The following is a 23,720-nucleotide window of genomic DNA, read 5'->3' as shown; positions in this document are numbered from 1 at the left end:
AAATCATCATACCCATTAAAAAGTTAAAATTTGCTTCAAATTTTAATTAGCCTTAGTGCCATGTAAAAGTAAAATTTGTTGAAAATAGCCGGCCTCAAGACGCGTTTCCACAAAGAAATTATGGTAGCGGCGACTAATTTCTTTCAGGATGCTCAGACCTAAACCACGATTGCTACCTTTTGTGGAGTAACCGGCGTGAAAAATTTTTTGCAAATCAACCTGTTGGCAAGTGGCATTCTTAATACTCATCGTTAAGACTTCTGATTCCTGCAAAAATAGTACCTGCACCGTTTTAACTTCTGCTACTTCCGCCGCCTCAATTGCATTATCTAAGACGATGCCTAAACAACGTAATAAATCACTGATTTCGATTGCCACGTTGGTAACCGGCAGCAGCACTTCTAAGGTCATATTGACACCATTTTTTTCTGCTAGCATCAGCTTGCTCAATAGTAAAGCCTTCAATTCAGCGACTTCAACCTGGGCCAATTGGTTCATCTGTTGAATATCCAATTGCAAATTTTGATCCAGCTGTAAAAATTTTTCATTCAGATATTTTTTAGCCCCCGCTAAGTCCCCAGCCTCCACTTGCGCATACAGGCCCGTGGCGACATTTTTATAATCATGGTGAACTTTGCGCAGCTCCAATTGAACTTTTTCCAAGCGCTGCAAATAGTTTTGCTGTTGCAGGCGTAATAATTCTGCATTTGCAAATTTCTTTTCTCGAAAATACTGCCAGAAAATTATAAAAATCACGAAAATCAAAAAAAGATTGTTCAGAGCATAGAGCGGACGCCAAAAAGCTACTTTTTCAATTAGAAAGTTCGTAAAAAAAGAAAAAGCTGTTTCTAAGACAAAATAAGCGACCATAAAAATGAAAATAAATCGAAAGGAGGGTAGACTTTTTCTCAATACCTTATAAAAATTGCTGCGTTTTAATAGGATTAAGATAGCCATTATCCCTAAAGACGGTCCAACTGTTAAAAGAAGTTTCACTAGATAAGGGAAATTTATAGCATTAAAAAAATTAGGCACTATGATATTTTGCAAGCTCTCGACAAATTCAACAATAGCCAGTAGGAAAACGCCGGCAGAAAAAATAACTCTTCTGGTAATAAGTGGATACAGATAGTGAATGAAACAGGCTTGAACTATTTGCATTAAGACTGCCAGCACCAGAACAAACACACTGAGATCGTAATAGCCCTTTTCTTCAATTTCAGAAAAAACTAAGGAACTTCCCAACAAGGAACTGGCTAGGGCATAGCCTACATACAGCAACGGTACAAAGGAACGCTGACTTGGTACACCATTTAGCTGTTTTACAAAAATAGCAATCATCACTAATTGTCCTAAAAGATATACCCAGTTTAAAACAACATAGGCTGCATAGCTCAAGTCAGTCCCCCCTTTTCACTTAAAAACAAAACACCACAGAAATTCTAAAAAAAAATCAGACTGTTTTCATAACAAAAATTAAGCTGAAGCAATTTTCATCCGACAATTATCAGAAAAGGCAGGCCAAGAAAAAATTGCTTTTAGTTGCTGGTGGTACGCCTGCATCCCGCGTTATTGGAAGAAAGTTTTTTGCAACTTTACATCCAATTGTCTTTTTAATCAAAATTTTAACATTTTTTAATAATAAATGCGATGGCAAACACAAAAAAGCCGCAACTTTATCGAAGGGCCAATAACAATCTCAAAGTTTTTCTCCTCTGTAAAGGGACAAAAAAGGGACAAATGTGAGCATCCAGTCAAACATTGACTACAGTCTCTGTATCTTTGATAAATTATTTTGATTCCAAAGTTGCGACCAACTATTTCATTTTTTTAGAAGAAATGCACGTACAGGTAATGGGCGCTGGCTAAAATAGCTAATTCATAGACAACATCGCGACCAATTTTAAAAAAGCGGTTTTTAACAACAATCCATTTATTTTTTAGTTTCTCGGTGATTTTCATAGAATCAGCCTCCTTTATACTCTTCAGCTTAGGTCAAGAAGATTAAGCAGAGCTTAAATTGGCAGTAAGAAAAGCTTAAAGGGAAAATTTTCAGAAATTCGCCACATTTTTTTCTTATTTGAATAATTGAGATTGTTTCAGACTGAGTCACTTGAATTTTTCCGTGGACTTTTTAAGCCAGTTCACGAGATTGTTAAACAGTTAAAAGCACCTAAAGCTTTTCTTTGATTGGACTAGCAATTAATAAACTAAAGCCCCTTTTTCAGCCTTTGTTTTTCCGCAAAAAATCTTCCTCTGCAAATTCCGGATTCGGATAGCTATAAAAACCGCGGCCATTTGCTTGACCATAATGGCCTTTATCTAAGTACTCATTTTTTAGATGGTCGGCAATCTTTTGATAATGGTTGTCGGGTTCATCAGCTGCGTCGGCAGAATTTTGGAAAATATTGTAAGCTGTCTGCAAGCCAATTACGTCTAAGGTCATAAAAGGTCCACTCGGCGCTCCGGTAGAAATCATCCAAGTTCTATCAATCGTCATCGGATCAGCGACACCTGTCACCAACAAGTTCAATGAAGCGTCTAAAAACGGTCCTAGCAATGAATTCATGATGTACTCCGGCTGTTCTTTTTCAATCTTGATTGGCACCATCCCCATCGCTTCGGCAAAATGCATTACCTCTTTTACAACTTGAGGATCAGTTTTTTCATGGGCCATCACCTCGGCAATATTTTTTTGCCAAATTTCATTGGAAAAATGCATCGCTAAAAATTTTTCCGGTCGGCCTGATGCTTCAGCAAATTGACTAGGCAGAAAAGTCGAACTATTGCTGGCAAAAATTGTTTTTGCCGGGGCAACCTTTGCTAATTTTTGATAGAAATCTTTTTTGATAGCAACCTGCTCCGGAACAGCTTCTATTAAATAGTCTGCTTCGGCAACAGCTGCCTGCAAATCATCTGTAAAATGCAGGCTTTGTGCTGCTTTTTCCACCTGTTTTACTTGTTCAGCCACTTTTTCCTTCATTATTTGCGATATCGGGGGTAATAAATTACGATTGTAGCTTAAAGCATCTTCGTAAATTTCCGCTTGCTCAACAGCCTCCTGCAACTCTTCTGTATAGCGTTCGACTAATTTATTAATAGCTTGTTTCCCTTTTGAAATAGCCGCCGCATCGATATCGTAAATTGTCACCTCAAAGCCTTTAAAGGCAATCTGAAAAGCAATTTGACTGCCTAAAACACCGCTGCCGGCAACGGTAATCTTTTTAAAATCCATTAAAATTTCCTCCTAAAATTTCGCATTTAGTAACAATCGTTATCATAACGTGCAGAAATTTTAGAAGGCAAAAACGATGCTTTAAAAAAAACTCTCTGAACTATTTTTTTAGTTTTCACCAAAAAGATTTAAGCAGTTAACACCAGAAGAAATCCCCCTTTTTATTGACAAAAATTGCGGAAAAGTCTTTTACAATAGGCTTTTGTCGGTTTAGTGCTCGAGTTATTAATTAATCTAAAAAGAGCGCTTGTTACTGCCCTAACAACTCTTCAATATTAACCAGTTTGAAATTCTTTTTGAAATACTGATGATTAATCTAAATAAAAAAACTACCTTCTAATGAAAATCGTTCTGATAAAAAAACAGCCAAGCAATGTACCGCTTGGCTGTTTGACGTAATCTTTAGTTTATAATCCTTTATCAATCGCCAGTAATTGCTGATAGCGCGCGTTGCTGGCTGCTAGTTCAGCCGGCGTACCGCTGAGGGCTAGCTGACCATCTTCAATAAAAATGACCCGATCCATCATGGAAACCCCCTGCAGATGATGGGTAATCCAAATAATTGTTTTACCCTCTAAGTTTTGAAAGAAGGTTTCCAATAAACTTTGTTCGGTAATTGGATCAAGACCGACAGTTGGTTCGTCTAAAATAATGATCGGCACATCCTGCAAAAGCACACGAGCTAAGGCCATCCGGTGTCGTTCACCGCCAGAAAAACGCAGACCAGCTTCATCCACCATTGTTGCCAATTGTTCCGGCAATCGTTCCACCATTTTTTTCAGGCCGACCCGTTCTAGAACTTGCCAAACTTCCTCTTCGGTGGCGGACTCACGACCAATCCGAAAATTATTTAAAATCGTGGTATTAAATAAATAAGGTTCTTGATTGATGACGCTGATATAATTTGAAATTGCGTCACCAAAAGTATCTGTCGCCACACCTGCCAATGAAATTGTGCCAGAAGTTGGCATTAAGTCTCCCCGAAGTAAGGTAGCTAAAGTGCTTTTGCCAGAACCGCTGCGGCCCAAGATGGCAATTTTTTCGCCTTGCGGAATTGTTAAATCCAACTGCTGTAAAACTTTTTTCTGAGTCTGAGGATAGTGGAATGTCACATCGTCTACAACCATATCCAGTGAGCCTTGAACTTTTGTTAAATCGAAAGCAGCAGGCTCCTCTTGAACTTCTAATTGATTTAAGCGTTCAATCGAATCTTTATAGATATTTGTTTCCTGCGCCGCTGAAGGTAAGGGAGCAAAAGCATCGACTAATGGAAAGCCGCTCAGTACAAAGGCGGCTATCCAATTGGCAGCCCCGCCGTGGTTACCAGGAAAGCGGAAGCTGGTCCAAACGAACAACGCAATCACGATTAAAGCAAAGACAAATTGCAGTAACAAATCCCGTTTACGGTCAAAGCGATTGATTCGTGCATCGACTTCCCGCAAAGCGGCTTCGCTAGCTTCGTAATGATTCAAATATTCTTGACTTCTTTGGGCAAAAATCCAATCGGAAACGCCGAGAATATTATCAGTTAAATCTCGATACAAAAGATTTTTCATTCCTTTGCGTTTTTCTTGACGGGCGCCATTCATCAAGGCGGAATACAGCGGTACGACAAAAATCATAATTCCCATCATCAAAAGCATTGCTAAGCCAAACCACCAGCTAAAAAGTCCTAAGCCAATCACAATGAAGACATACAGAACCCAAGCGATAATTGTTGGAAAAATGGTCCGCAGATAAAGATTTTGGATATGGTTGATATCTTCGGCTAACAGACCAAGAATATCTCCTGTCCGGTATTTACGCCGGAAAAAGATGGCATCTTTTTCTAACACATTGTACAGCTTGACCCGCAAATTAGAGGTCATTTTCAAAACCCAGTTGTGACTGACTAGCCGCTCGATATACCGAAAGACCGGCCGACCAATCCCAAAGGCTCGCGTTAAAACAATCGGAATATAAATCATCAAAATATTTTCCGGCAGTGAAGCCGCTCGACTAATTAAATAGCCAGAGTTAAACATCAAGGCACCGGCACAAAAGAATGTTAAGAAGCCTAAAAAGACCGCTCCGGCTAAGGCAACCTTATATTGTTTTAAGAAGGGCTTGACCCAAGTGTCGGTTTTTAAAACTTTCGTTAAACCAATTTTTTCCATCAGGCACCCTCCTTCAATCGTTGACTTAAGCGTAGATAGGCACCTTCATGGGCCAGCAGCTCATTTAAAGTACCAGCTTCTACTACCTTGCCTTCATCCAAAACTAAAATATAATCCATTTCCTGCATCCAATGCAGGCGATGGGTGGCAAAGAAAACCAATTTATTTTCCATTAGCGGCAGCATTTTTTCCTTTAATTCAACTTCCGTTTCAATGTCCAAATGGGCAGTCGGTTCATCAAATAAAAGGACATGGCGTTCTTGATCTAAAAAGGCTCGTGCCAAGGCAATCCGCTGAGCTTGCCCGCCACTAAGAGTGCGGGCACCTTCTCCGATTTGTGTGTCAATGCCTGCGGGTAATTCAGCCACCAGCTCATCTAAGCCGACAATCCGAATCGCTTCAAAGATTTGTTCCTCGGTTGCTGTAGGAAAATAAAAGGCAATATTTTCTCTCAAACTCAACTGGAAGATATAAGGATTTTGTGGAATATAGGCCAGTTGTTTTTGCCAAAATTGTTCTTTGAAGCTCGTCAATGTCTGCTGGTTATACTGAATTTCACCAGAGGCTGGTGTAGTAAAGCCGCTTAATAAATTAATCAACGTCGACTTACCTGAGCCACTCATACCTATAATGCCAATTTTTTGATTGCCCTTTACTGATAGGGAAACATCCGACAAGGCTTGAAAGTCTTGATAACTGAAGCTTAAATCTTTCAAGACTAAATCTGAATCGCCCTGCCATTCGGCTAAAGGTGTCGCTTCAGTAGCGGCTTCTGGCTCTTCCAAAATTTCCCGCACTGCCGTCATCGCATTTTTTCCATCAAGTGTTGCGTGGTAGTCACCGGCAAAGTCCCGAATCGGCAAAAAGTATTCCGGGGCTAAAATCAATGTTGTCAATGCCGGAAACAGCAAAATGTTTCCTTCAATTAAACGCAGACCTAAAAGAACCGCCACAATTGCTACAGATAATGTGGTGAAAAAATCCAAGGCAAAGGTAGATAAAATCGCTACTCGCAACGTACTCATTGTCGCTTTGCGAAACCGTTCGCTGGTGGAAAAAATACTATTGCCATATTGCTTGCTTAAACCGAACAATTTTAGCGTATCAATCCCCCGCAAAGAGTCAATAAAATGATTAGATAATATTTGAAAGGCCTTGTACTGATTATCTGCTTTAGCTTGGGCAGCGTAGCCTAAAATAATCATAAAAATTATGATTAGTGGAAAGACGACAATCAGCACGACTCCCGATTCCCAATCAAGCCAAAAAATCGCCGCCAGTAAAATCCAGGGAATAATCATCATATTGGTCATTTTCGACAAAATTAAGTGGATATATTCCTCCACCTGCTCGATTCCTTCAAGGGCCATTGTCGCAGTATTACCGGTCCCTTGAGTTTGAACGATGCCGGGACCCACTCGAAATACTTTTTCCAGCAATTTTTTTCGCAATTGACTGGATTGGTCATAAGCATAATTGTCTAAACGCTGGTCTCGAAATAAAATCACCAGATGACGCCCCATAAAAAATATAAAAAATAAGAGAATCCAGGATACTTGGCCGCTGAGCTTTTCTCCATTCCACAGATTAGTGATGCCGTTAGAGAGCGCATAGGCTTGGCCGATTATAAAGATTGCTTGCAGAACTGAAAGTCCTGCAAGCAATCCCATCATTTGTTTAATTCCTGGAAATCTCATGATTGCTTTATCAATCATGTATTAATACCCCACTGATTCGTTGTGTTTAATCCGTTTTCTAAAGACATAATAGGTCCAACCTGTATAAGCCAAAACAAATGGCAGGATGGTCAGGGAAACAAAGCTCATAATTTTAAGTGTATACGGTGAGCTGGATGAATTAACAATCAATAAATCATTAGCTGATGTGATTGAGCTGATCATCACTCTTGGGAACATGCCGGTAAAGATTAAGGCCACTAAGGCAACTAAGGTCAAACCACTTGCCAGAAAAGCTAGCATCTCTTTACGTTTCATGACTGACACATTGGCTATAACTGTCAGAGCCACGATTAAGACAACTAATAATAAGGTTAAAGCAAAATGATTCTCAAAGAAATCCGTTTGCAAATACAAGAGAATCGCAAAAACAACTAAGCCGGCGTATAACACCCAATACAAAGCCTTCGCATAATTGCGAGCCCGTTCTCTGATTGGTCCTTCTGTTTTCAAAGTGATGTAGTTTAACCCATGCAAATAGCATAATAACGTTAAGGCCACGCCACCAACGATAGAAAAGAGATTGATGTAATCAAAGAAGGAGGCTGACATATTGCCATTAGCGTCAATCGGCATACCTTGAATCATATCAATAAAAATTACACCGAAGAAAAATGGCACTAAGAAACTGCCGATGGTCATCGTCCAGTTCCAAATATTTTTATGTTTAGCCTTAACAGAGTGGCGAAACTCAAAGGATACGCCTCGGATAATCAAGCCAACTAAAACGATAAACAAGACTAAATAAAAACCGCTGAACAAAGTTGCATACCAATATGGAAAAGAAGCAAACATCGCTCCGCCGGCTGTTAAAAGCCAGACTTCATTGCCGTCCCAGACTGGTCCAATCGTCGAAACAATTTGATCTTTTTCTTCTTCATTGTGGGCCAGTGTTTGAACTGACATCCCCACGCCAAAGTCAAAACCTTCTAAGAAGAAAAAGCCGGAGAATAAGACACCGATTAAGACAAACCAAAGTAATTGCAAGCCGCTCATTATTCAAACGCCTCCTTGTCAAAAGGATCTGTTGCTGGTTTATTTTCTTTCAACGCCATTTCATCATCATAAAATGGGCCTTTTTTCAAGGTGCGGCGAATCAAATAAATCATGACGCCGCCTAAAGTTGCAAACAGCAAGAAATAAACAATATTAGAAATTAGCAATGAGGTCACCGAAACATTCGGCGAAACACTGTCTTCAATTTTAAATAGTCCATAAACTGTCCATGGATAACGACCTAATTCAGTAATTAACCAGCCTGCTGTATTAGCAATAAATGGTGTGAAGGTGGTAAGCCCCATCACCCACAGCAGGAAGCGATTTTCAAACATCCACGGTTTTTTCCGTCTTGTCCAAAATAGTCCTAAGGCTGAGACTAAGAACATTAATACGCCGAAACCGGCCATAATTCTAAAACTCCAAAACAGAGTATTCACTGGTGGAATATAATCTCCTGGACCGTACTCATCAACTAAATCTTGATAAGCAGTATCAATCCCTTCAACGGAACCAGATAAAGAATTATAAGATAAAATACTTAATACATAAGGAATTTTAATGCTGAAGACTGTTTCCCGATCAGTGGTATTCGCCCAAGCAATCAAAGTCCAAGCAGCTGGATCGCCACTATCTTCATAAGAACCTTCCATCGCCGCAAATTTCATCGGTTGATCTTCAATCAATGCTTTCATCTGAGCATCACCGGCACCTAAAACTAACACGGAACCGACTAAGCTGATGACTAAACCAACTCGTAAAGACTTTTTGAAAAAGTCTTTGATTTCAGTTTTTTTCTTCAATAATTGGAAAGCCGACAAGCCGGCGACAATAATGCCCCCCATTGTAATTGCCGCTGCAATAACGTGGGAAAACTCATACCAAGCTTGAGAATTGGTTAGTAGTGCGCCAAAGTCGGTCATTTCCGCACGACCATTGTTCAAAGTGTAACCAGTTGGATGTTGCATAAAACTATTGGCGACAATAATCCAAAAGGCTGACAATAGTGAACCGATTGTGACGAGCCACATAAATAAATTGTGGACGGCCGGTTTCACCCGGTCCCACGTAAACATCCATAAGCCTAAGAATGTTGATTCCAAGAAGAAGGCTAAGAGAGCTTCCACTGCCAGCGGCGCTCCGAAGATATCTCCCACAAATCGTGAGTAGTCTGACCAGTTCATCCCAAATTGAAATTCTTGAATAATCCCGGTGACAACCCCAACCGCAAAACTGAGTAATAATATTTTTCCCCAGAAGCGGGCCATTTTTTTGTATTGTTCGTTTTTAGTACGAACGTACAACGTTTCCATCACAGCTACGACAACTGCAAGGCCAATTGAGAATGGTACGAAGAAAAAGTGAAAAACAGTGGTCATCGCAAATTGGAAACGTGCTAATGTTACAATATCCATTTTTTATCCTCCTCATTTTTTTGTAAATCCAAAAATAAATAATTGCACCAGTAGAAGTATACTCCAAGTCAGCTGAAATCTCTAATTAAAAGGAATCAAAAATAGACACTTCCTTAAAATATGTCTCTACTAGATAGATTATCCCGCTAACGTTTCATTTAATCAAGAATTTCTCTTTAAAAAGAAAAAATATTGCTTCAATCGTTTTTTTCGCTATTTCTGTTGCTTTTGTTATAATAGAGCCATAAAGATTTTTAGGAGGCGTTACAATGTTTTTCTACAACGATGAAGAAGAAGAAAAGAACGAAAACAAACCCAATATTTCTGATTTATACCGCCAAAAAATGTTAGAACAACGAATCGTTTTAATTTACGGTGAAATCAATCAAGATTTAGCAAAGGAAGTTACTTCACAACTATTGATGCTGAGCGCTTTAAGTGATGATCCAATTACTGTTTACATCAACAGTCAAGGAGGCCACGTTGAAGCTGGCGACACAATTCATGATATGATTCAATTTGTGAAACCTGAAGTTAAGGTGGTCGGTACCGGCTGGGTTGCCAGCGCTGGTATTACTATCTATCTAGCGGCTCAAAAAGAAAACCGCTACAGCCTACCAAACACCCGCTATATGATTCACCAACCAGCTGGCGGTGTGCAAGGCCAACAAACTGAAATTGAAATCGAAGCCCGTGAAATTTTAAAAATGCGGGAACGTATCAATCGGTTAATCGCTGAAGCCACCGGTCAAACTTATGAAAAAATTTCGCAAGATACTGACCGCAACTTCTGGCTTTCTGTTGAAGAAGCCAAAGACTACGGGATTGTTACCCATATCGTTAAATCTTCTGATGAAGTGAAATAATTGAGTTTACAAAAAAGCCGAGGAGCAAAATCCCTCGGCTTTTCTTTTGCGTCAATTTAAAATAAAAATTCAGCTTCCCAATCAAAATCACCGGAAGTCTCATAACTCTGTGGCCAATGTTGGCACCAAGCTGGGACCTTAGGCTCTTCAATCCGATCAGCACTTGGTGTGTAAGGCTTGATATCCAATAATGGCGAATCATCATTGGCATCAATATAAGGAATGTAAATCATCCCCTTCTCGTAATCAATGTCTAAAACCTCCACCATCGTTAAAGCCAGCGGATTAGGTCGTACTGGTGAGCGCGTGGCGAAAATCCCCATCACCTCTGGAGCATTCCGATAAGGCTGAGGTACTTCCAATGTTGCCCGAGCTGCTTCAGTATCAAAATCACTAAACCACCAAATAACTGCGAGATGACTAAAACCGGCCAACCCTTGTAAACCTGAAAGATATTTTTGATCAATGTGTAGGGCCATTTCGTCAGGTCGATTGATAATCTTTCCAATTGCTTCTACTTGAAAATTCATAATGATTTCCTCCTCTTCTGTGGTAAAACCAGTTTAGAGGCTGACACCATGTTAGAGTCAAGCAACAGCTTAATTTTTTTGCAGAAGCCAATTTAAGTTGGTTTACTGACGTTCTCGAATAGGAATTTGAATCTCAGTTAAGTAATTTTCTGGATTATCTTCCTCCCAAGGCCCACGATGGACAATCTGCCGGTTGTAAGCTCCCATCTGATATTGTGGATGTTCCTCTAACCAACCCGCAAAAGCCAAAAACGCATCATTGATATTTTCAAAAGGACCATAAACCAGTGTGGAGGCCATCAAAGGTTCAGCGGCAACCTCTCGTATGGTAAAAGGTGCTGATACTGTCAAATTCTTAGTCTCAGCTAGCACCAGACAGACCTCAATATCAACGTCACTTGTTTTATATTCCGGGTCATGATAGATAGAAAAACTTTCTTTGGCTAGCTTCAGTTGTTTAGGTTCAAGGGATTGACTCAATTCCTTCCAAAGATATCCTTCTTGAAAATAATCCTTCACTATCCGCCTTAAAGAGATTACTTGATACTGAGGAATCGTTTTTATGGTGACATTGTAATGGATTTTAATTTTTTCTGTTAAAATATCCTTTTCCGCCAAAGCAATCTTCGCCAATTTTGCCTGCTCTAAAAGAATTTGATTTTCAATCAGCTCTCGGCGTTGCTGCAGGAGGTTGATTATATCTTCTCCCTGCCATTTTTTTAACGCGGTGCTAATTTCAGCTACCGTAAAACCTAAATCCTTGAGAAAAAGAATTTTATTTAGTCGGGGAATCTGCTGAGCGCTGTATAGCCGATAATTGGTTTGGGGATCAATCCGTGCTGGTGCGAGTAATTCATTTTCATCGTAATACCGCAACATCCGAATTGAGACTTGAGTCAGTTTTGAAAATTCACCGATTTTAAACATAAGACCACCTCCTATGATACTCTCCAGTTTATTATAAAAAGAAATTTAAATTCATTCCAGTTCTATTCTTCTGATTTAGTCACAAAAAACAAAAAAATATCGTTTTGTAAATAAATATTTAAAATAAGCTTTTTTTTGTTATAATAGTGAAAAAAAGGACATTCACTTATGGCTCAAAAACGACAAATCCTAGCAATTGAATTCTTATGGCTAGCCTTATATGGTTTTGCTGCATTTAGTTTAGAACTTTTACAAGGACTAATGATCAAACTTTCAACAGGAGCGAGCAACCTGCTGACAGCTCTCCTGTGGCTGATTGCAGCTACCGCTCTGATTTACTTGGCAAAAACAAAATTTGCCTTTGATATTTTTAAGATTAAAGCCAAGCTAAACAATCAGACCCAGCTCTTTTTTATTATCTGCGTTTGCGGAATTATTTTACTGACGACAATCGGCTTTGGCGGCTTCAAGCCGTGGATGGAGTTTACTGGTGAGGCCAATCGACAAATTGGCCCCTATCTTTCTCGGATTGTCTATTACCTTGCTGAGTCTCTTTTAATTCTTATCACCATCAGCTTTGCTCAAGAATTTTTCGACCGACGCTTTCAGTTGCCAACCTGGTTACCAACTGGCGGAATTTTTCTAGCTGCAACCTGGGGAAGCATCCATTTCTTTTTACAAGGAATCAGCGGCGGTTTATACACGATGGCTTTTTCTCTGATTGCCGGTTTGATTTATCTAGCCGCAAAAAAAGATGCTCGTTGGAGTTATTTTTATATTGCCTTGGCCTTTATTTTATAGTAAATAAAAAAGGGCTGAGCGACAACTTGTTACAGAGATAAAATTTTCGAATAAATTTTAACAAAAGCGACAAATTCAATTAAGATAGCCTTGTGATTCAGCTTCACAGAAGTTTTTTTCTCTCGTGCATCCATTAAAACAACGAGACAGCTGACATATGATTTAGTAGTTCATTTGTAAAAAAACCTACTTACAATCCCAAACTAATCAAAAAAAGAGGGAACAAGTTGCTAGCTGCAGCTTGTTCCCTTTAATTTTATTTAAAAATAAGTCCAACTTCTATTCTAAACCGGCAACGTAAGCCGCGCTTTGAATCCCAGCTTGTCGACCAAAGATGACAATATCCGCCACTGCATTACCGCCGATTCGGTTTTGTCCATGCAAGCCGCCGGTTACTTCACCGGCTGCATACAAGCCGGTGATTGCATCGCCATCCTCTTTTAAGACCTGTGTCTCAGTATTAATTTTGACACCGCCCATTGTATGGTGAATGCCCGGTGCAATTTTAATCGCATAATAAGGTGCTGTAGCTAAAGCTTCCGTCATCCCGGTTGTCCGGTTGAACTCAGGATCACTTTGACTAGCGACACTTTGATTCCAAGTGTCTAGCGTCTTTTGTAATTCATCTGCCGGCACATCAATTTTTTCAGCTAATTCTGCAATCGTTTGACCAGTTTCGACAAAGCCCTGTTGATCATAAAAATCAATAGCCTTCACGCGATCCCGCAAGCTATCATCAAAAATTAAATAAGCAGATTGTTCGGGTAAGTCGATAATCGCTTGAGACACTTTATCACGGGTTTCCAATTCATTAAAGAAGCGGTCCCCTGCTTGGTTCACTAAAATAGCGCCTTCGCCCCGCACAGCTTCTGTAATTAAGTAGCCATCCTTTTGCTGAACAGTCGGATGAATTTGAATTTGATCCAAGTCGACAGTTGCTCCGCCTAATTCAGTAATCATGGTGATGCCATCACCTGTGCTACCTTCTGAATTGGTGGAGACATAGCCTTCTAAGTCAGGCCGATATTCTTGAATCATTTCTTGATTGGCACCAAAGCCTCCGGTTGTTACAATTACAGCGTCTGCAGCAATTTCTTTTTCTTCATCTTGATTAAAGACTACTGTAACTCCGTCAACTGTTCCATCGTTTTGACTGATAGCTGTGACATCGGCGTTCACAAAAATTGGAATTTCCCGTTCGCCGATATTTCTTAAGAGGCCATTAACTAAATATTCGCCAACAGCAGAGCCGTCGCTTGGCCGATGGGTTCTTGTAACACTCATGCCACCTGTTGTAGTTAAATTGTCCAACACAATGCCGTTTTGATCTAACCAATCGATAGCGTCTGCTGAATGATCGACAAAATAGCGTAATAATTCTTGATCATTGGTACCGCCGCCACCCTTTAAGGTTTCTTCAAAAAATAAATCGTTGCTATCTTCAACGCCTTGTTCTGCTTCAAATTTTGATTCTGAAGCGTTCATTCCCGCAGAAGCTTTGACAGTATTGCCGCCAGCTACTGGTAATTTTTCAAAAATCACGGGATTCATGCCAGCATCTTTAGCTTCAATCGCCGCTGTCATCCCAGCGCCGCCAGCTCCCACGATAATCACATCATACTTGTCAGCTAATTCGCTCAAATCTGCGTATTCATCGCCATTTTCCGATGCCCCAGAAGTCGCCTCTGCTGATGATGCAGTTGTCGACGCTGCCGTTGCACTGGCTTGCGTCTCTTGACCGTATCCTGTTGTATCCTGATCTGCATTACACCCTGTTGTAAATAACATCACAGATAGTAACCCCATCACACTTGCTAAAACCTTTTTCTTCATTCCTTCACCCTCAAACATTTTTACTTTTTCAAGCTAGACCTATCTTAACAAGGCGGTAAACATCTGACAAGGTTTTTTGTGATTTTCTTCACTTAAAATAGTTAAAAAAACATTTTACATTTTCAAACAAAAAAACCGTTAGACTGCTACTTTGCAATCTAACGGTAAGTTCATGTTAATCAATTCAATTTGTTCAAAACCTATTTAATCTTCCTTCAGCAAAATTCGGCTATCAAAATATTTTTCTTGGAAGTCAACGGCGGCCGCAATTTCTTCTCTAGTAAAATTTTGTCCCGTCGGTGCTGCCACCCACTTGGTTTCAACATCGTCTAATCTTTGAATAACGGCAATCACTTTGCCTTGAGCCTTTTCAACCGGCTCAGCGACACCTAAAAGATAGACATCCTGTTCAGCACCGTCACCGCCGATAATTCCCGGGACAAAGCCATAGTTGATTGGATAAAGATGATCAGGGAAACGGGGATGCTTACTCCCTAGTGGTCGGTCAATTTCAATCATAATCTCTTGACCAATAATTTTTACAAGCTCACAATCCTCCATCATAAACCCCTCCTAGTCGTTCTTTTCCATCGCGGCTTTTAAAGCCGCTGCTAAAGGACTTTCCTGCGGTTCTTCGGCTTGGGCATATTTTTTCACCAGACGCCGCTCTTCGTGTTTGGTCATTTTTTTGTTGCGCTCTTTTTTATCCAACATTTTTTCTGTGGTACCGTCATATTTACAACGGAAAAAGGCGCCATTTTTGCCTTCAATAATTTCCATCTTGCGATGACATTGCGGGCAGCGATGATTGGACATCTTCGGATCTTTGCGGCGTCGGTAGCCACAATTATTGCAGAGATAAATTTTACCATCACGGGTATTTTTCTCCCGTAAAAGCTCGCCGCAATCGGGACATTTCTTCTGGGTGACAGAAAAATCTTGATAGGTATTTTGGCTGTCTTTAATTTCAAAGACTAATTTTTTCGTTTCCTTTTGAATTTCGGCGATAAATTGCTTTTCTGAAGCTTGGCCATGGGCAATTTTTTCTAATTCCCGTTCCCACGTCGCCGTTAAATCCGGAGTAACTAAAGAAGGATTAACTAAAGTTAGTAGCTGCTTGCCCTTTGGTGATACCTGCAATTGATTTGCATTGCGCTCCATCAGTTCAGATTTAATTAATTTTTCAATAATCTCAGCTCTGGTGGCAGGAGTTCCCAGGCTATATTTTTCCATCACCGAAAGCAAGGTACCTTCTGTCAATGGCTTAGGTGGTGCAGTCAGTTCTTTATTAATTAGCAGCTGGCCAACCAGTGTAGCGCCTTCCTGCCAATTTACCGCTTGAGCAGAAACTTTCGCTTCTGCTGCTTTCCAACCGGCTTGTTCGACAACACTTTGGCGGAATAAAAATTCTTGCTCGCCTTGTTTGACAGTAATTGTCCGCTGCTTGGTGATATGATTTTCAGCAAATAGACCTAAGAAACGCTCCACAATCAGCTGATAAATTCTTTGCTCGTCGGTACTTAATTTTTCAAAACGAGGAGCCTGTTCCGTTGGTAAAAGAGCGTGGTGATCACTGACTTTTGCATCATTAAAGACTCTGACTTGCAGCACTTTTCCACCATTTTTTAAAATGCTGCGGGCCTCAGGGTATGCGCCGCTAATTCCCTGCAGGCGCTCCTTCATCGTCGCCTTCATATCCTGAGTTAAATATTTGCTATCGGTTCTCGGATACGTCACAATTTTATGAAATTCATACAAGCTTTGGACTAATGACAAAGTCTTTTTCGCTGAATAGCCAAAGCGTTGATTGGCCTCCCGTTGCATCTCTGTTAAATCATAGGGTAAAGGCGCCGGTTCTGATTTGGTTTTATCGCTGATTTTAATTACTTTAGCTTTGCTCTTGCTTAACTCAGCAACTAATTTTTCGGCGTCACTGCGCTCAGTCAAGGCCATCGGATTTTTTTGCTGCAGTCGGCCTTTTTCCTCACCGATTTGCAAATCAATCGAAAAATAAGTTTGCGGACGGAATTTTTCAATTTTTTTTTCCTGTTCCCGCACTAGAGCCAAGGTTGGTGTTTGGACCCGACCGGCTGATAAACTATCATTGTATTTAACCGTTAAGGCTCGGGTCACATTCAAGCCAACTAACCAGTCTGCTTGAGCCCGCGCCAAAGCGGACTCATATAAATTATCATAAGCCTTGGCTGGTTTTAATTGACGGAAGCCTTCTTTAATCGCTTTGTCCGTTTGAGAAGAGATCCATAAACGTTTGACCGGTTTATTAAAGCGGACATATTCTAAAATCCAACGGGCGACTAACTCGCCTTCTCGTCCAGCATCTGTCGCAATCACGGCTTCACTAACATCTTTGCGATTGGCTAATTCTTTGATTGCCCGCAGTTGATGACCGGTTTTCGGCAATGGTTTAATCCCTAAATTTTTAGGAATCATCGGCAAAGTTTCCATTTGCCATGTCTGCCATTCTTTGTTAATGTCTTCAGGCATTTTTAGTCCCAATAAATGACCAAAGGCCCAAGTAACAATTACCTTGGGTCCTTCGTAATAATTTTTATGTTTTTGGTTAGCTCCAAGCACCTTGCTTAAATCCTTTGCAACACTTGGTTTTTCCGCTAGAATTAGTTGTTTCATATAACTCGACTCCACTTTCTGCTGTCACCGCTTGATAATCCTTCAGTAAAGCCAGCCCTTGATATTGCTGCAGGTCGTCATCGCACTCTTCGCACCAGCGTTCGTCTCCATCATTCCAAAAGGCTACTAAAAAATTATTTTTGGCGTTCATATAGTTAAACTCTGGTCTTAATTGTAACCAAAGTGTGCGGTAACAGTCAATGGCTTCTTCAAGGGATGAGAATATGTACTGATCGGTGATGGAATCTTGCCAGTCCTCAAAGAACCACCAAGGCTCATTGTCCCCATACATTTTTACTACTTGGTACACGTTGTTCGCTTCCCTTCATTTCTTGATACCTTTATTCTATTCACTTTACTGAAAACTTGCAAGGAAAGAAGCTTGTAAAAAAACGTCAGTTGTTTCAAAAAACGAGCTTTTTTTGTCAAATTAAGCAAAAAAACCTGAGAGTCCTTCAAACTCTCAGATCCCCTTTCAAATATATTGTAAAACTTTGCTTTCTTGATAGGCATGGTCAATTAAGCCGCCGCCTAAACATTCCATTCCGTCGTAAAAAACGACGGCTTGGCCTGGTGTGATCGCTCTCACGGGTTCGTCAAAAACGACCCGTGCTTGATTATTTTCTAATAATTGCACCGTTACCGGCACATCTTGTTGGCGATAGCGGAATTTTGCCGTGCATTTAAATTCCGTTGCTCTGTCAGTATTTGTAGTAAAATGGATTTCACTCGCATCCAAGCTGGTTGCATATAAAGCTGGATGATGGAAGCCCTGTCCAACATATAAGGTGTTGGTGGCTAAATCTTTACCCACCACAAACCACGGTTCTTGCGAATCGCCACCGCCGCCAATGCCTAAGCCTTGACGTTGGCCAATCGTATAATACATTAAACCATCATGTTGTCCTTTGATTTCACCTTCTAAAGTGACCATGTTGCCTTTTTTTGCTGGCAGATAATTACTTAAAAATTCTTTAAAATTCTTTTCGCCGATAAAACAAACTCCTGTTGAATCTTTTTTCTTGGCGGTTGCTAGGCCAGCTTTTTCCGCAATTTCTCTAACTTGCGGCTTTTCCATGCCCCCTAAAGGAAACATCGTCTTCGCCAATTGTTCTTGAGAGAGTTGGCTTAAGAAATAAGTTTGATCTTTATTGTTATCAACACCCCTCAGCATATGAGTTGTGCCATCTGCATCACGTGTGACTTGAGCATAGTGGCCCGTCGCCACATAATCTGCCCCTAATTCTAAAGCATAGTCTAAAAAGGCTTTGAATTTAATTTCTTTATTACACATCACGTCAGGATTCGGCGTGCGGCCGGCCCGATATTCCGCTAAGAAATATTCAAAAACTCGGTCCCAGTATTCCTTTTCAAAATTGACTGAATAATAAGGAATACCGATTTGCGCTGCAACTTTCGCAACGTCTTTATAATCTTCCGTCGCCGTGCAGACACCATTTTCATCGGTGTCGTCCCAGTTCTTCATAAAAATACCCACGACATCATAGCCTTGTTCCTTCAGCAAAAGTGCTGTTACGGATGAATCGACACCGCCGCTCATCCCGACGACAACTTTCGTTTTGCTGTTGTCCATCATTTGATCACCATCATTTCAATTAGATTCTGAAGCTCTACGATTTGAAGGTCGCAACTTTTCAGTGAATCGTATTATACACTGTTTTGTTGAATTTTTCATTAAGAATGACTAAAGGCTGTCCGTCAGCATTTTACGTGAAAAGAACTAAGAGGCCCATTAAGAGCAAGGTTACTCCTAAGGTCACCGCCATTATCTTGTCATAGATTTTCGGCGGCCGGCTCAAGGCTTTCGGTGCAATCTTAATGATTTTGGCTTCAGGAAATTCAACTGAAAAAAATTTGTTATAGGCGTAGGCGGCTGGCGCCAAGCCGACAGTTAAGGTTGGTTTATTGCGCAAAATTTCTTTAATGCTTTCAAAATCTGAGACTTCCCAATAAATATAAGGATAGTCCCGCATCAGCTGCTGCAAATTTTGATAGTGAAAATGCTCAGTCTGTGTTGGTTGGCCTTTTTGTTTGAGCTTAGGCCCTTCAGCTAACAAATAGCCGGAAGTTTTAAACAGCACGTCCCCACGAAAAGCCATCTGTGAGACTGCTTCTTCAGGAGGAATCTCAACAATTTCCAGACCTGGCTTCATCGCCATTACTTGTCCCCGTTTTGGTTCCGCTAAACGGGAGAGGGCGGCAATTTGATAATCGGCTAAAACGTCAGCATCTACTTCATAAAACGGTTTTTCCTCCCACTCATACTGGGGATATTCCAACTCTAAATAATTTTTCAACCGTGGCAGGACAAATTGATCCTGCATCGTCCACATAATGCTATTATTCGCTTGCCGTGATAAAGTAATAATTAAACCCTTCATGACACTTCCTCTTTTCTTAACTATTGGCTGCTAAAAGACCAAATATCAGCAGCAAACCTACCCAAAAACCAGCAAAGACAAAAATACCAATATCAAAGGCATCTTCTCCTTGGGTAACGACATTTTGCAGTCGTTTAGTTTTGCGGAGATAAATACCTTGAATCAGAGCGCCACCAATACAGTAGCAAAAAAAGACAAATAGACGGATGCCACGATCCACAAAAATAATTTCCGTTGCAATCATCAGCAAACTCCAAACTATCTGGATAATGGCAAAGACCTGTCCCACCGGTCGACCATGACTGACCTCTGGATTATTACTCGACTTACCGGGCTGAATCAGATCATTAAGATTAGTACCAAACAATTCGCTAATCAAAATTAAGTTTTCTAAATCCGGTTGGCCTTTATTATTTTCCCAATTGGATACGGATTGACGACTGACAAATAATTGCTGCGCCAGCTCCTCTTGTGTTAACTGTTGTTCTTGTCGCAAACTTTTTAAACGTGTCCCAAAATCCACGTTCCTCACCTCCACCTTTATTGTATCAAGCCCAACTCAAAAAATCTGGAAAAGCCACAAAAAAAGCCTGTCAAAGCTGATTGACAGACTGGTATATCAAGGTTTTATCAAAAATAAGACTGAGGCATTTGTTTTTCTCAGCAACTACCTGGCTGCCGCTTTTATCACCAATTTTTACCAACGCCCCAGCCTTTTTGATTACTCTTTATTTTTTTACAGCTCTTCTCTTAACAAAAACGACTATGACAAACAATAAAATCACACCGCCAATAACAAGTAAAATGAGGGAACTTTGGTCATTGGTTTGGGGGAGTTTTTTTCCATCCTCATCAGTCGCTGCTACCTTAGTACTAGAAGTCGTTGAGGTATGGGTATTTTGTTTTGATGAGTCCGTCGTTGGAAGACCATTCTTCGTATAGTAATCAATATAACCAATCCGACCTACCCACAAAATATCTTTATCAAAGGCGACCTCTTCTTCGTAGGCTGCTAAATAAGTCAAAATATCCGTCAACTCTTGATCAGATAAAGTTTTCATTCCCAAAAAACTGCTTTCTGGCGGATAAAAAGCTTTTAAGTAGCCTTGCAGCTGTTGTAAATTCCCCAGCAAATCTGTAGCATGTTTCGGAGTGTTAGGATTGTAATCTAAATAAGGTGTCATTGTGTCCCACGACAAAGTGTTATCTTGATATATGGCAATTAACAAACGTGTGTAAGCCCCTAAATCCATACCATAAAAATCTTGATTATATTTAAAGAAAACTGTTAAAGTGTTTTCAAGCTGGCTATCAGTAAAAGTATCCAGCTCTTCTTCTGAAATATAATAATTTCCCACCAGCAACGCTTTGCGAATTTTTTCTGCGGAATCTCCTGGCTCAATGCCAATAGCCTCTGCTGTATAGTCAAAAGGTGTCTCCTCGACGATATTGTCTTCAATACTGTCACCATCTATTAGACCAGATGTTGATGAAGTTGTTGTTTCAGAAGACTCCCCAGTAGTCGTTGTCGTTGTTTCCTCTGTTTTCGTCGTGGTGCTGGTTGTCTCTGTATTTTCAGCAGCCGATTGGTGTGTGGCAACGGCTAAATTTTCTGTGCTTGTGGTTGTAGCGTTAGCTGGTTTCCCAGCAAAACAAGCTACTCCCAAAAATATTATTACTCCCATTGTCAAATTCCAAATTTTTTTCATCCTCGACACCCCTATCAATTTTCATTTCTATATTTTTTGAAAAAGAATCCACTACTAATCCCCAAAAAGATTAAGCCAATAAAAATCGTTTGAAGTGACGATGCCTCATTCATTTGTGGCAATTTTTCTTGATTTTTAACTGGATTGGTGGCAACTGGAGTAACAGTTGCTGGTTTCTGATTTTCAAGTTGCTTTTGATTAGTTTCTTCCTCAGATGTTGAGGTCTCAGCTTGATAGTCAGCAGGAATACCCTCACTAGCAAGACGGAAAATATAATTCATACGTCCGCCAATCAGTTCCCCACCTGCCGCTAAAGTTGTTACTTCGTAATAGTCCAAATAATTTAAAATATCAATAAGTTCTTGGTCGGTTAAACTTCTCACCTGAATAAATCCACTAGTACTAGGATAATAAGCTTTTAGATAAGCCTGAAATTGCGGTAAAACATTGATTATATCCTTTGCTCGCACAAACTTGCTTAACTCAAAGTCAACTAATGGTGCCATCAACTTCCAAGAAAGAGTTTGATTTTGGTACATCGCTTGTAACAGTCGCACATAAGAGCTTAAGTCCATCCCCATTAGATCCCTTTGGTATTTGAAAAAAACTTTCCATGCAGTTGCCAATTGTTCGTCCGAATAAGTAGCAAGTTCTTCCTGAGTTATATAATCAGTTGTTATAGTCAAAAATTTTCGAATATCACTAGCGGGCGACTCTTCTGTCAGAATTGGTAGCGAATCAGAAGTGTTTTCGCTTTCATTTTCTGTTGTTTCATTTTTAGACGTTGTGCTATTTTGTTCTGTCTCTTCTATTACTTCTGTAGAGCTTTCATTCGTTTCTGCTATCGTGGTCTCAGTAGTCTCAGTTGCTTCCGTAGTCGTTGTTGTGTTTGTTGTCTCCTCGTCAGTGAATGTTGAACCTTCTTTTTTGTCCTCTTCTTTTGAAGAAGCCTTAGACTCATTTGTTTGGCCAGCTGCCAATGTGTCCGAGGAACTGGTTTCACTAGTAGTTACCATATCTATGTTTGCCGCTGAAACCCCGTGACCAAATCCCAATAGTAACATAAGTGGCAATCCCATAATCAAAATCTTTTTCATTTTCCACACCTCTCTTTCTGTAACTAAACTGTAACATCATCGTAAAACTTAAGCAATATAACTTTAATATTTCTTAACCTTAGTTAAGAAAAAAACCTGAGGAAGTCTGATCTACTCAGCATTCCTCAGGTTTTCTTAAACTTTATTATAAAAAATTGCGAAACATCGCAATAATATAGCGAACTAAACGAAAAACGATAAATAAAACAAAAATATTTCCCAGTACAAAGCTGAAAATATTTCCCACGCCGGCCTTCAGATTACTAAAAGAAAAGCGTCGTAAAAAACGGGGCATTGAATTGTATCCGTTGCGCTTCAAGCGAAATTTTTCTTCATAGGTAATTTCCAGCATGTCGTAGTAAATGATCTGCAATGGTTCTTGACTGAAAAAAGCCTTCGCAAAACCGACCATCATCGTGTATTGCTTTTCGCTGGAGGGTAGATTTCTTACCCCGTTTTTATTGACACGAATGACCTGCTCACCATTTTCCATGACATTATAGGCATACTCATCTTCTTGGATAGTTTGAATTTTTAAATCTGGGGTGTTTTCCGCCAAAAATTTGTCAAAGACCTCAGCAAATTTTTGTTTGGCATTAAACAGATAAACAGCGATTGCTGCCAGACCGATTAACAGCACAGCATTGAGGATTAAACTTTCCCGAAAAATAATCGTATACAGTAAAATCAGTACAAAAGCTATTAAAGTGATGGCAATCCGTTTCCAATAATAATTTTGATACATTTCCTGAATCGTCCGCTGATAATAATCAAAATCCTGCTGGGCGACTGTCATAAAGCTTCCCTCATTTCTTGACGACTTCTGCAAACGGGACAAATGGCGCAGGAACAGTTGGCACATCCGTTAAAACTTTTTGCATCCATAATACATCATGCCACTGATCAAATTTATAGCCAACATGGCGGAAGTTGGCGACTTCCTGATAGCCAAATTTTTCATGAAAGCTGACGCTCCGTTGATTGCCTCCGGTGATGCAGGCTGTTAAATTTACGATGTGCTGTTGCAATAGATAAGTTTCTAAGCCTTCATACAACGCTGTTCCTACACCTTTAGCGTTGGTTTTATGACTGACATAAACGGTGACCTCCACCGTCCAATCATAAGCCACTCTGCCTTTGTAGACTCCAGCATAAGCATAGCCGATGATTTCTCCATCAATTTCTGCTACCAAATAAGGATAGCGTTCTAAAGTTTTAGCGATTCTTTGACTGAACTCAGTCACACTGGGTACCTCGTATTCAAAGGTGATTGGTGTTTCTTTTACATAATATTCATAAATAGCTACGATTTTTTCAGCATCAGCTGGTGTTGCAATTCTAATTGTAAATTCCATCTAACCACCCTCT

General features: G+C 40.1%; 22 protein-coding genes. 2 read left to right on the top strand and 20 right to left on the bottom strand.

The window, feature by feature from the left end:
• Window positions 1–42 precede the first annotated feature (42 nt).
• From ACYSNU_RS16930 to ACYSNU_RS16900, 7 genes are all read right to left on the bottom strand, one after another.
• Window positions 43–1,398 (bottom strand): sensor histidine kinase, encoded by a 1,356-nt coding sequence (locus tag ACYSNU_RS16930; protein ID WP_461738343.1) that lies wholly within the window; start codon window positions 1,396–1,398, stop codon window positions 43–45.
• A 432-nt stretch (window positions 1,399–1,830) separates the two neighbouring features.
• Window positions 1,831–1,962: a hypothetical protein gene (locus tag ACYSNU_RS16925; RefSeq protein WP_461738342.1), complete on the bottom strand. Its 132-nt coding sequence runs from the start codon at window positions 1,960–1,962 to the stop codon at window positions 1,831–1,833.
• A 262-nt stretch (window positions 1,963–2,224) separates the two neighbouring features.
• On the bottom strand, window positions 2,225–3,235 hold the full coding sequence (locus tag ACYSNU_RS16920; protein WP_461738341.1) for a 3-hydroxyacyl-CoA dehydrogenase: 1,011 nt from the start codon (window positions 3,233–3,235) through the stop codon (window positions 2,225–2,227).
• Window positions 3,236–3,642: 407 nt separating this feature from the next.
• The gene (gene cydC, locus ACYSNU_RS16915) at window positions 3,643–5,391 is read right to left on the bottom strand and encodes a thiol reductant ABC exporter subunit CydC (RefSeq protein WP_461738340.1); all 1,749 of its coding nucleotides are present in this window, start codon (window positions 5,389–5,391) and stop codon (window positions 3,643–3,645) included.
• On the bottom strand, window positions 5,391–7,106 hold the full coding sequence (gene cydD, locus ACYSNU_RS16910) for a thiol reductant ABC exporter subunit CydD (RefSeq protein ID WP_461738339.1): 1,716 nt from the start codon (window positions 7,104–7,106) through the stop codon (window positions 5,391–5,393). The genes cydC and cydD overlap by 1 nt, the downstream gene beginning before the upstream one ends.
• Before the next feature lie 3 nt (window positions 7,107–7,109).
• The gene (cydB, locus tag ACYSNU_RS16905) at window positions 7,110–8,123 is read right to left on the bottom strand and encodes a cytochrome d ubiquinol oxidase subunit II (protein ID WP_461738338.1); all 1,014 of its coding nucleotides are present in this window, start codon (window positions 8,121–8,123) and stop codon (window positions 7,110–7,112) included.
• A complete protein-coding gene (locus ACYSNU_RS16900; protein ID WP_461738337.1) occupies window positions 8,123–9,538 on the bottom strand; it encodes a cytochrome ubiquinol oxidase subunit I in 1,416 nt (471 codons plus the stop codon). The genes cydB and ACYSNU_RS16900 overlap by 1 nt, the downstream gene beginning before the upstream one ends.
• Window positions 9,539–9,807: 269 nt before the next feature.
• Here ACYSNU_RS16900 and ACYSNU_RS16895 point away from each other — a divergent pair, with 269 nt between their 5' ends.
• A complete protein-coding gene (locus ACYSNU_RS16895) occupies window positions 9,808–10,404 on the top strand; it encodes an ATP-dependent Clp protease proteolytic subunit (protein WP_265460038.1) in 597 nt (198 codons plus the stop codon).
• 56 nt (window positions 10,405–10,460) lie between these two features.
• Here ACYSNU_RS16895 and ACYSNU_RS16890 read toward each other — a convergent pair whose 3' ends face one another.
• Window positions 10,461–10,934, bottom strand: coding sequence for an SAM-dependent methyltransferase (locus tag ACYSNU_RS16890; RefSeq protein WP_461738336.1), 474 nt, complete (start codon window positions 10,932–10,934; stop codon window positions 10,461–10,463).
• Between the two features lie 102 nt (window positions 10,935–11,036).
• Complete coding sequence (locus ACYSNU_RS16885) at window positions 11,037–11,861, bottom strand: MerR family transcriptional regulator (RefSeq protein WP_461738335.1); 825 nt, start codon at window positions 11,859–11,861, stop codon at window positions 11,037–11,039.
• 168 nt (window positions 11,862–12,029) lie between these two features.
• Between ACYSNU_RS16885 and ACYSNU_RS16880 the strand changes: the two genes are divergently transcribed.
• Entirely contained in the window at window positions 12,030–12,662 is a 633-nt protein-coding gene (locus tag ACYSNU_RS16880) for a hypothetical protein (protein WP_461738334.1), read from the top strand.
• Between the two features lie 279 nt (window positions 12,663–12,941).
• Here ACYSNU_RS16880 and ACYSNU_RS16875 read toward each other — a convergent pair whose 3' ends face one another.
• The 11 genes from ACYSNU_RS16875 to ACYSNU_RS16825 all read right to left on the bottom strand — a co-directional run bounded on the left by ACYSNU_RS16875 (window position 12,942) and on the right by ACYSNU_RS16825 (window position 23,707).
• The gene (locus ACYSNU_RS16875) at window positions 12,942–14,495 is read right to left on the bottom strand and encodes a flavocytochrome c (protein ID WP_461738333.1); all 1,554 of its coding nucleotides are present in this window, start codon (window positions 14,493–14,495) and stop codon (window positions 12,942–12,944) included.
• A 204-nt stretch (window positions 14,496–14,699) separates the two neighbouring features.
• Complete coding sequence (locus ACYSNU_RS16870) at window positions 14,700–15,059, bottom strand: inorganic diphosphatase (protein ID WP_461738332.1); 360 nt, start codon at window positions 15,057–15,059, stop codon at window positions 14,700–14,702.
• A 9-nt stretch (window positions 15,060–15,068) separates the two neighbouring features.
• On the bottom strand, window positions 15,069–17,144 hold the full coding sequence (locus ACYSNU_RS16865; protein ID WP_461738331.1) for a DNA topoisomerase 3: 2,076 nt from the start codon (window positions 17,142–17,144) through the stop codon (window positions 15,069–15,071).
• Window positions 17,077–17,454: a DUF1033 family protein gene (locus ACYSNU_RS16860; protein WP_265460045.1), complete on the bottom strand. Its 378-nt coding sequence runs from the start codon at window positions 17,452–17,454 to the stop codon at window positions 17,077–17,079. Before ACYSNU_RS16860 ends, ACYSNU_RS16865 begins: the two co-directional genes overlap by 68 nt.
• A gap of 165 nt (window positions 17,455–17,619) precedes the next feature.
• On the bottom strand, window positions 17,620–18,741 hold the full coding sequence (mnmA, locus tag ACYSNU_RS16855; protein WP_461738330.1) for a tRNA 2-thiouridine(34) synthase MnmA: 1,122 nt from the start codon (window positions 18,739–18,741) through the stop codon (window positions 17,620–17,622).
• A 130-nt stretch (window positions 18,742–18,871) separates the two neighbouring features.
• Entirely contained in the window at window positions 18,872–19,546 is a 675-nt protein-coding gene (locus tag ACYSNU_RS16850) for a hypothetical protein (protein ID WP_461738329.1), read from the bottom strand.
• 16 nt (window positions 19,547–19,562) lie between these two features.
• Window positions 19,563–20,069, bottom strand: coding sequence for a helix-turn-helix domain-containing protein (locus ACYSNU_RS16845; protein WP_461738328.1), 507 nt, complete (start codon window positions 20,067–20,069; stop codon window positions 19,563–19,565).
• Window positions 20,070–20,274: 205 nt separating this feature from the next.
• Entirely contained in the window at window positions 20,275–21,255 is a 981-nt protein-coding gene (locus ACYSNU_RS16840) for an LPXTG cell wall anchor domain-containing protein (protein ID WP_461738327.1), read from the bottom strand.
• 14 nt (window positions 21,256–21,269) lie between these two features.
• Window positions 21,270–22,352, bottom strand: a complete 1,083-nt coding sequence (locus ACYSNU_RS16835) for a hypothetical protein (RefSeq protein ID WP_461738326.1) — start codon at window positions 22,350–22,352, stop codon at window positions 21,270–21,272.
• A 145-nt stretch (window positions 22,353–22,497) separates the two neighbouring features.
• On the bottom strand, window positions 22,498–23,148 hold the full coding sequence (locus ACYSNU_RS16830; protein WP_461738325.1) for a hypothetical protein: 651 nt from the start codon (window positions 23,146–23,148) through the stop codon (window positions 22,498–22,500).
• Between the two features lie 10 nt (window positions 23,149–23,158).
• Complete coding sequence (locus ACYSNU_RS16825) at window positions 23,159–23,707, bottom strand: GNAT family N-acetyltransferase (RefSeq protein WP_461738324.1); 549 nt, start codon at window positions 23,705–23,707, stop codon at window positions 23,159–23,161.
• Between the last annotated feature and the right edge of the window lie 13 nt (window positions 23,708–23,720).

The organism is Enterococcus sp. LJL120 (assembly GCF_054871765.1).
This window is presented reverse-complemented; position numbering and strand designations above follow the sequence as displayed.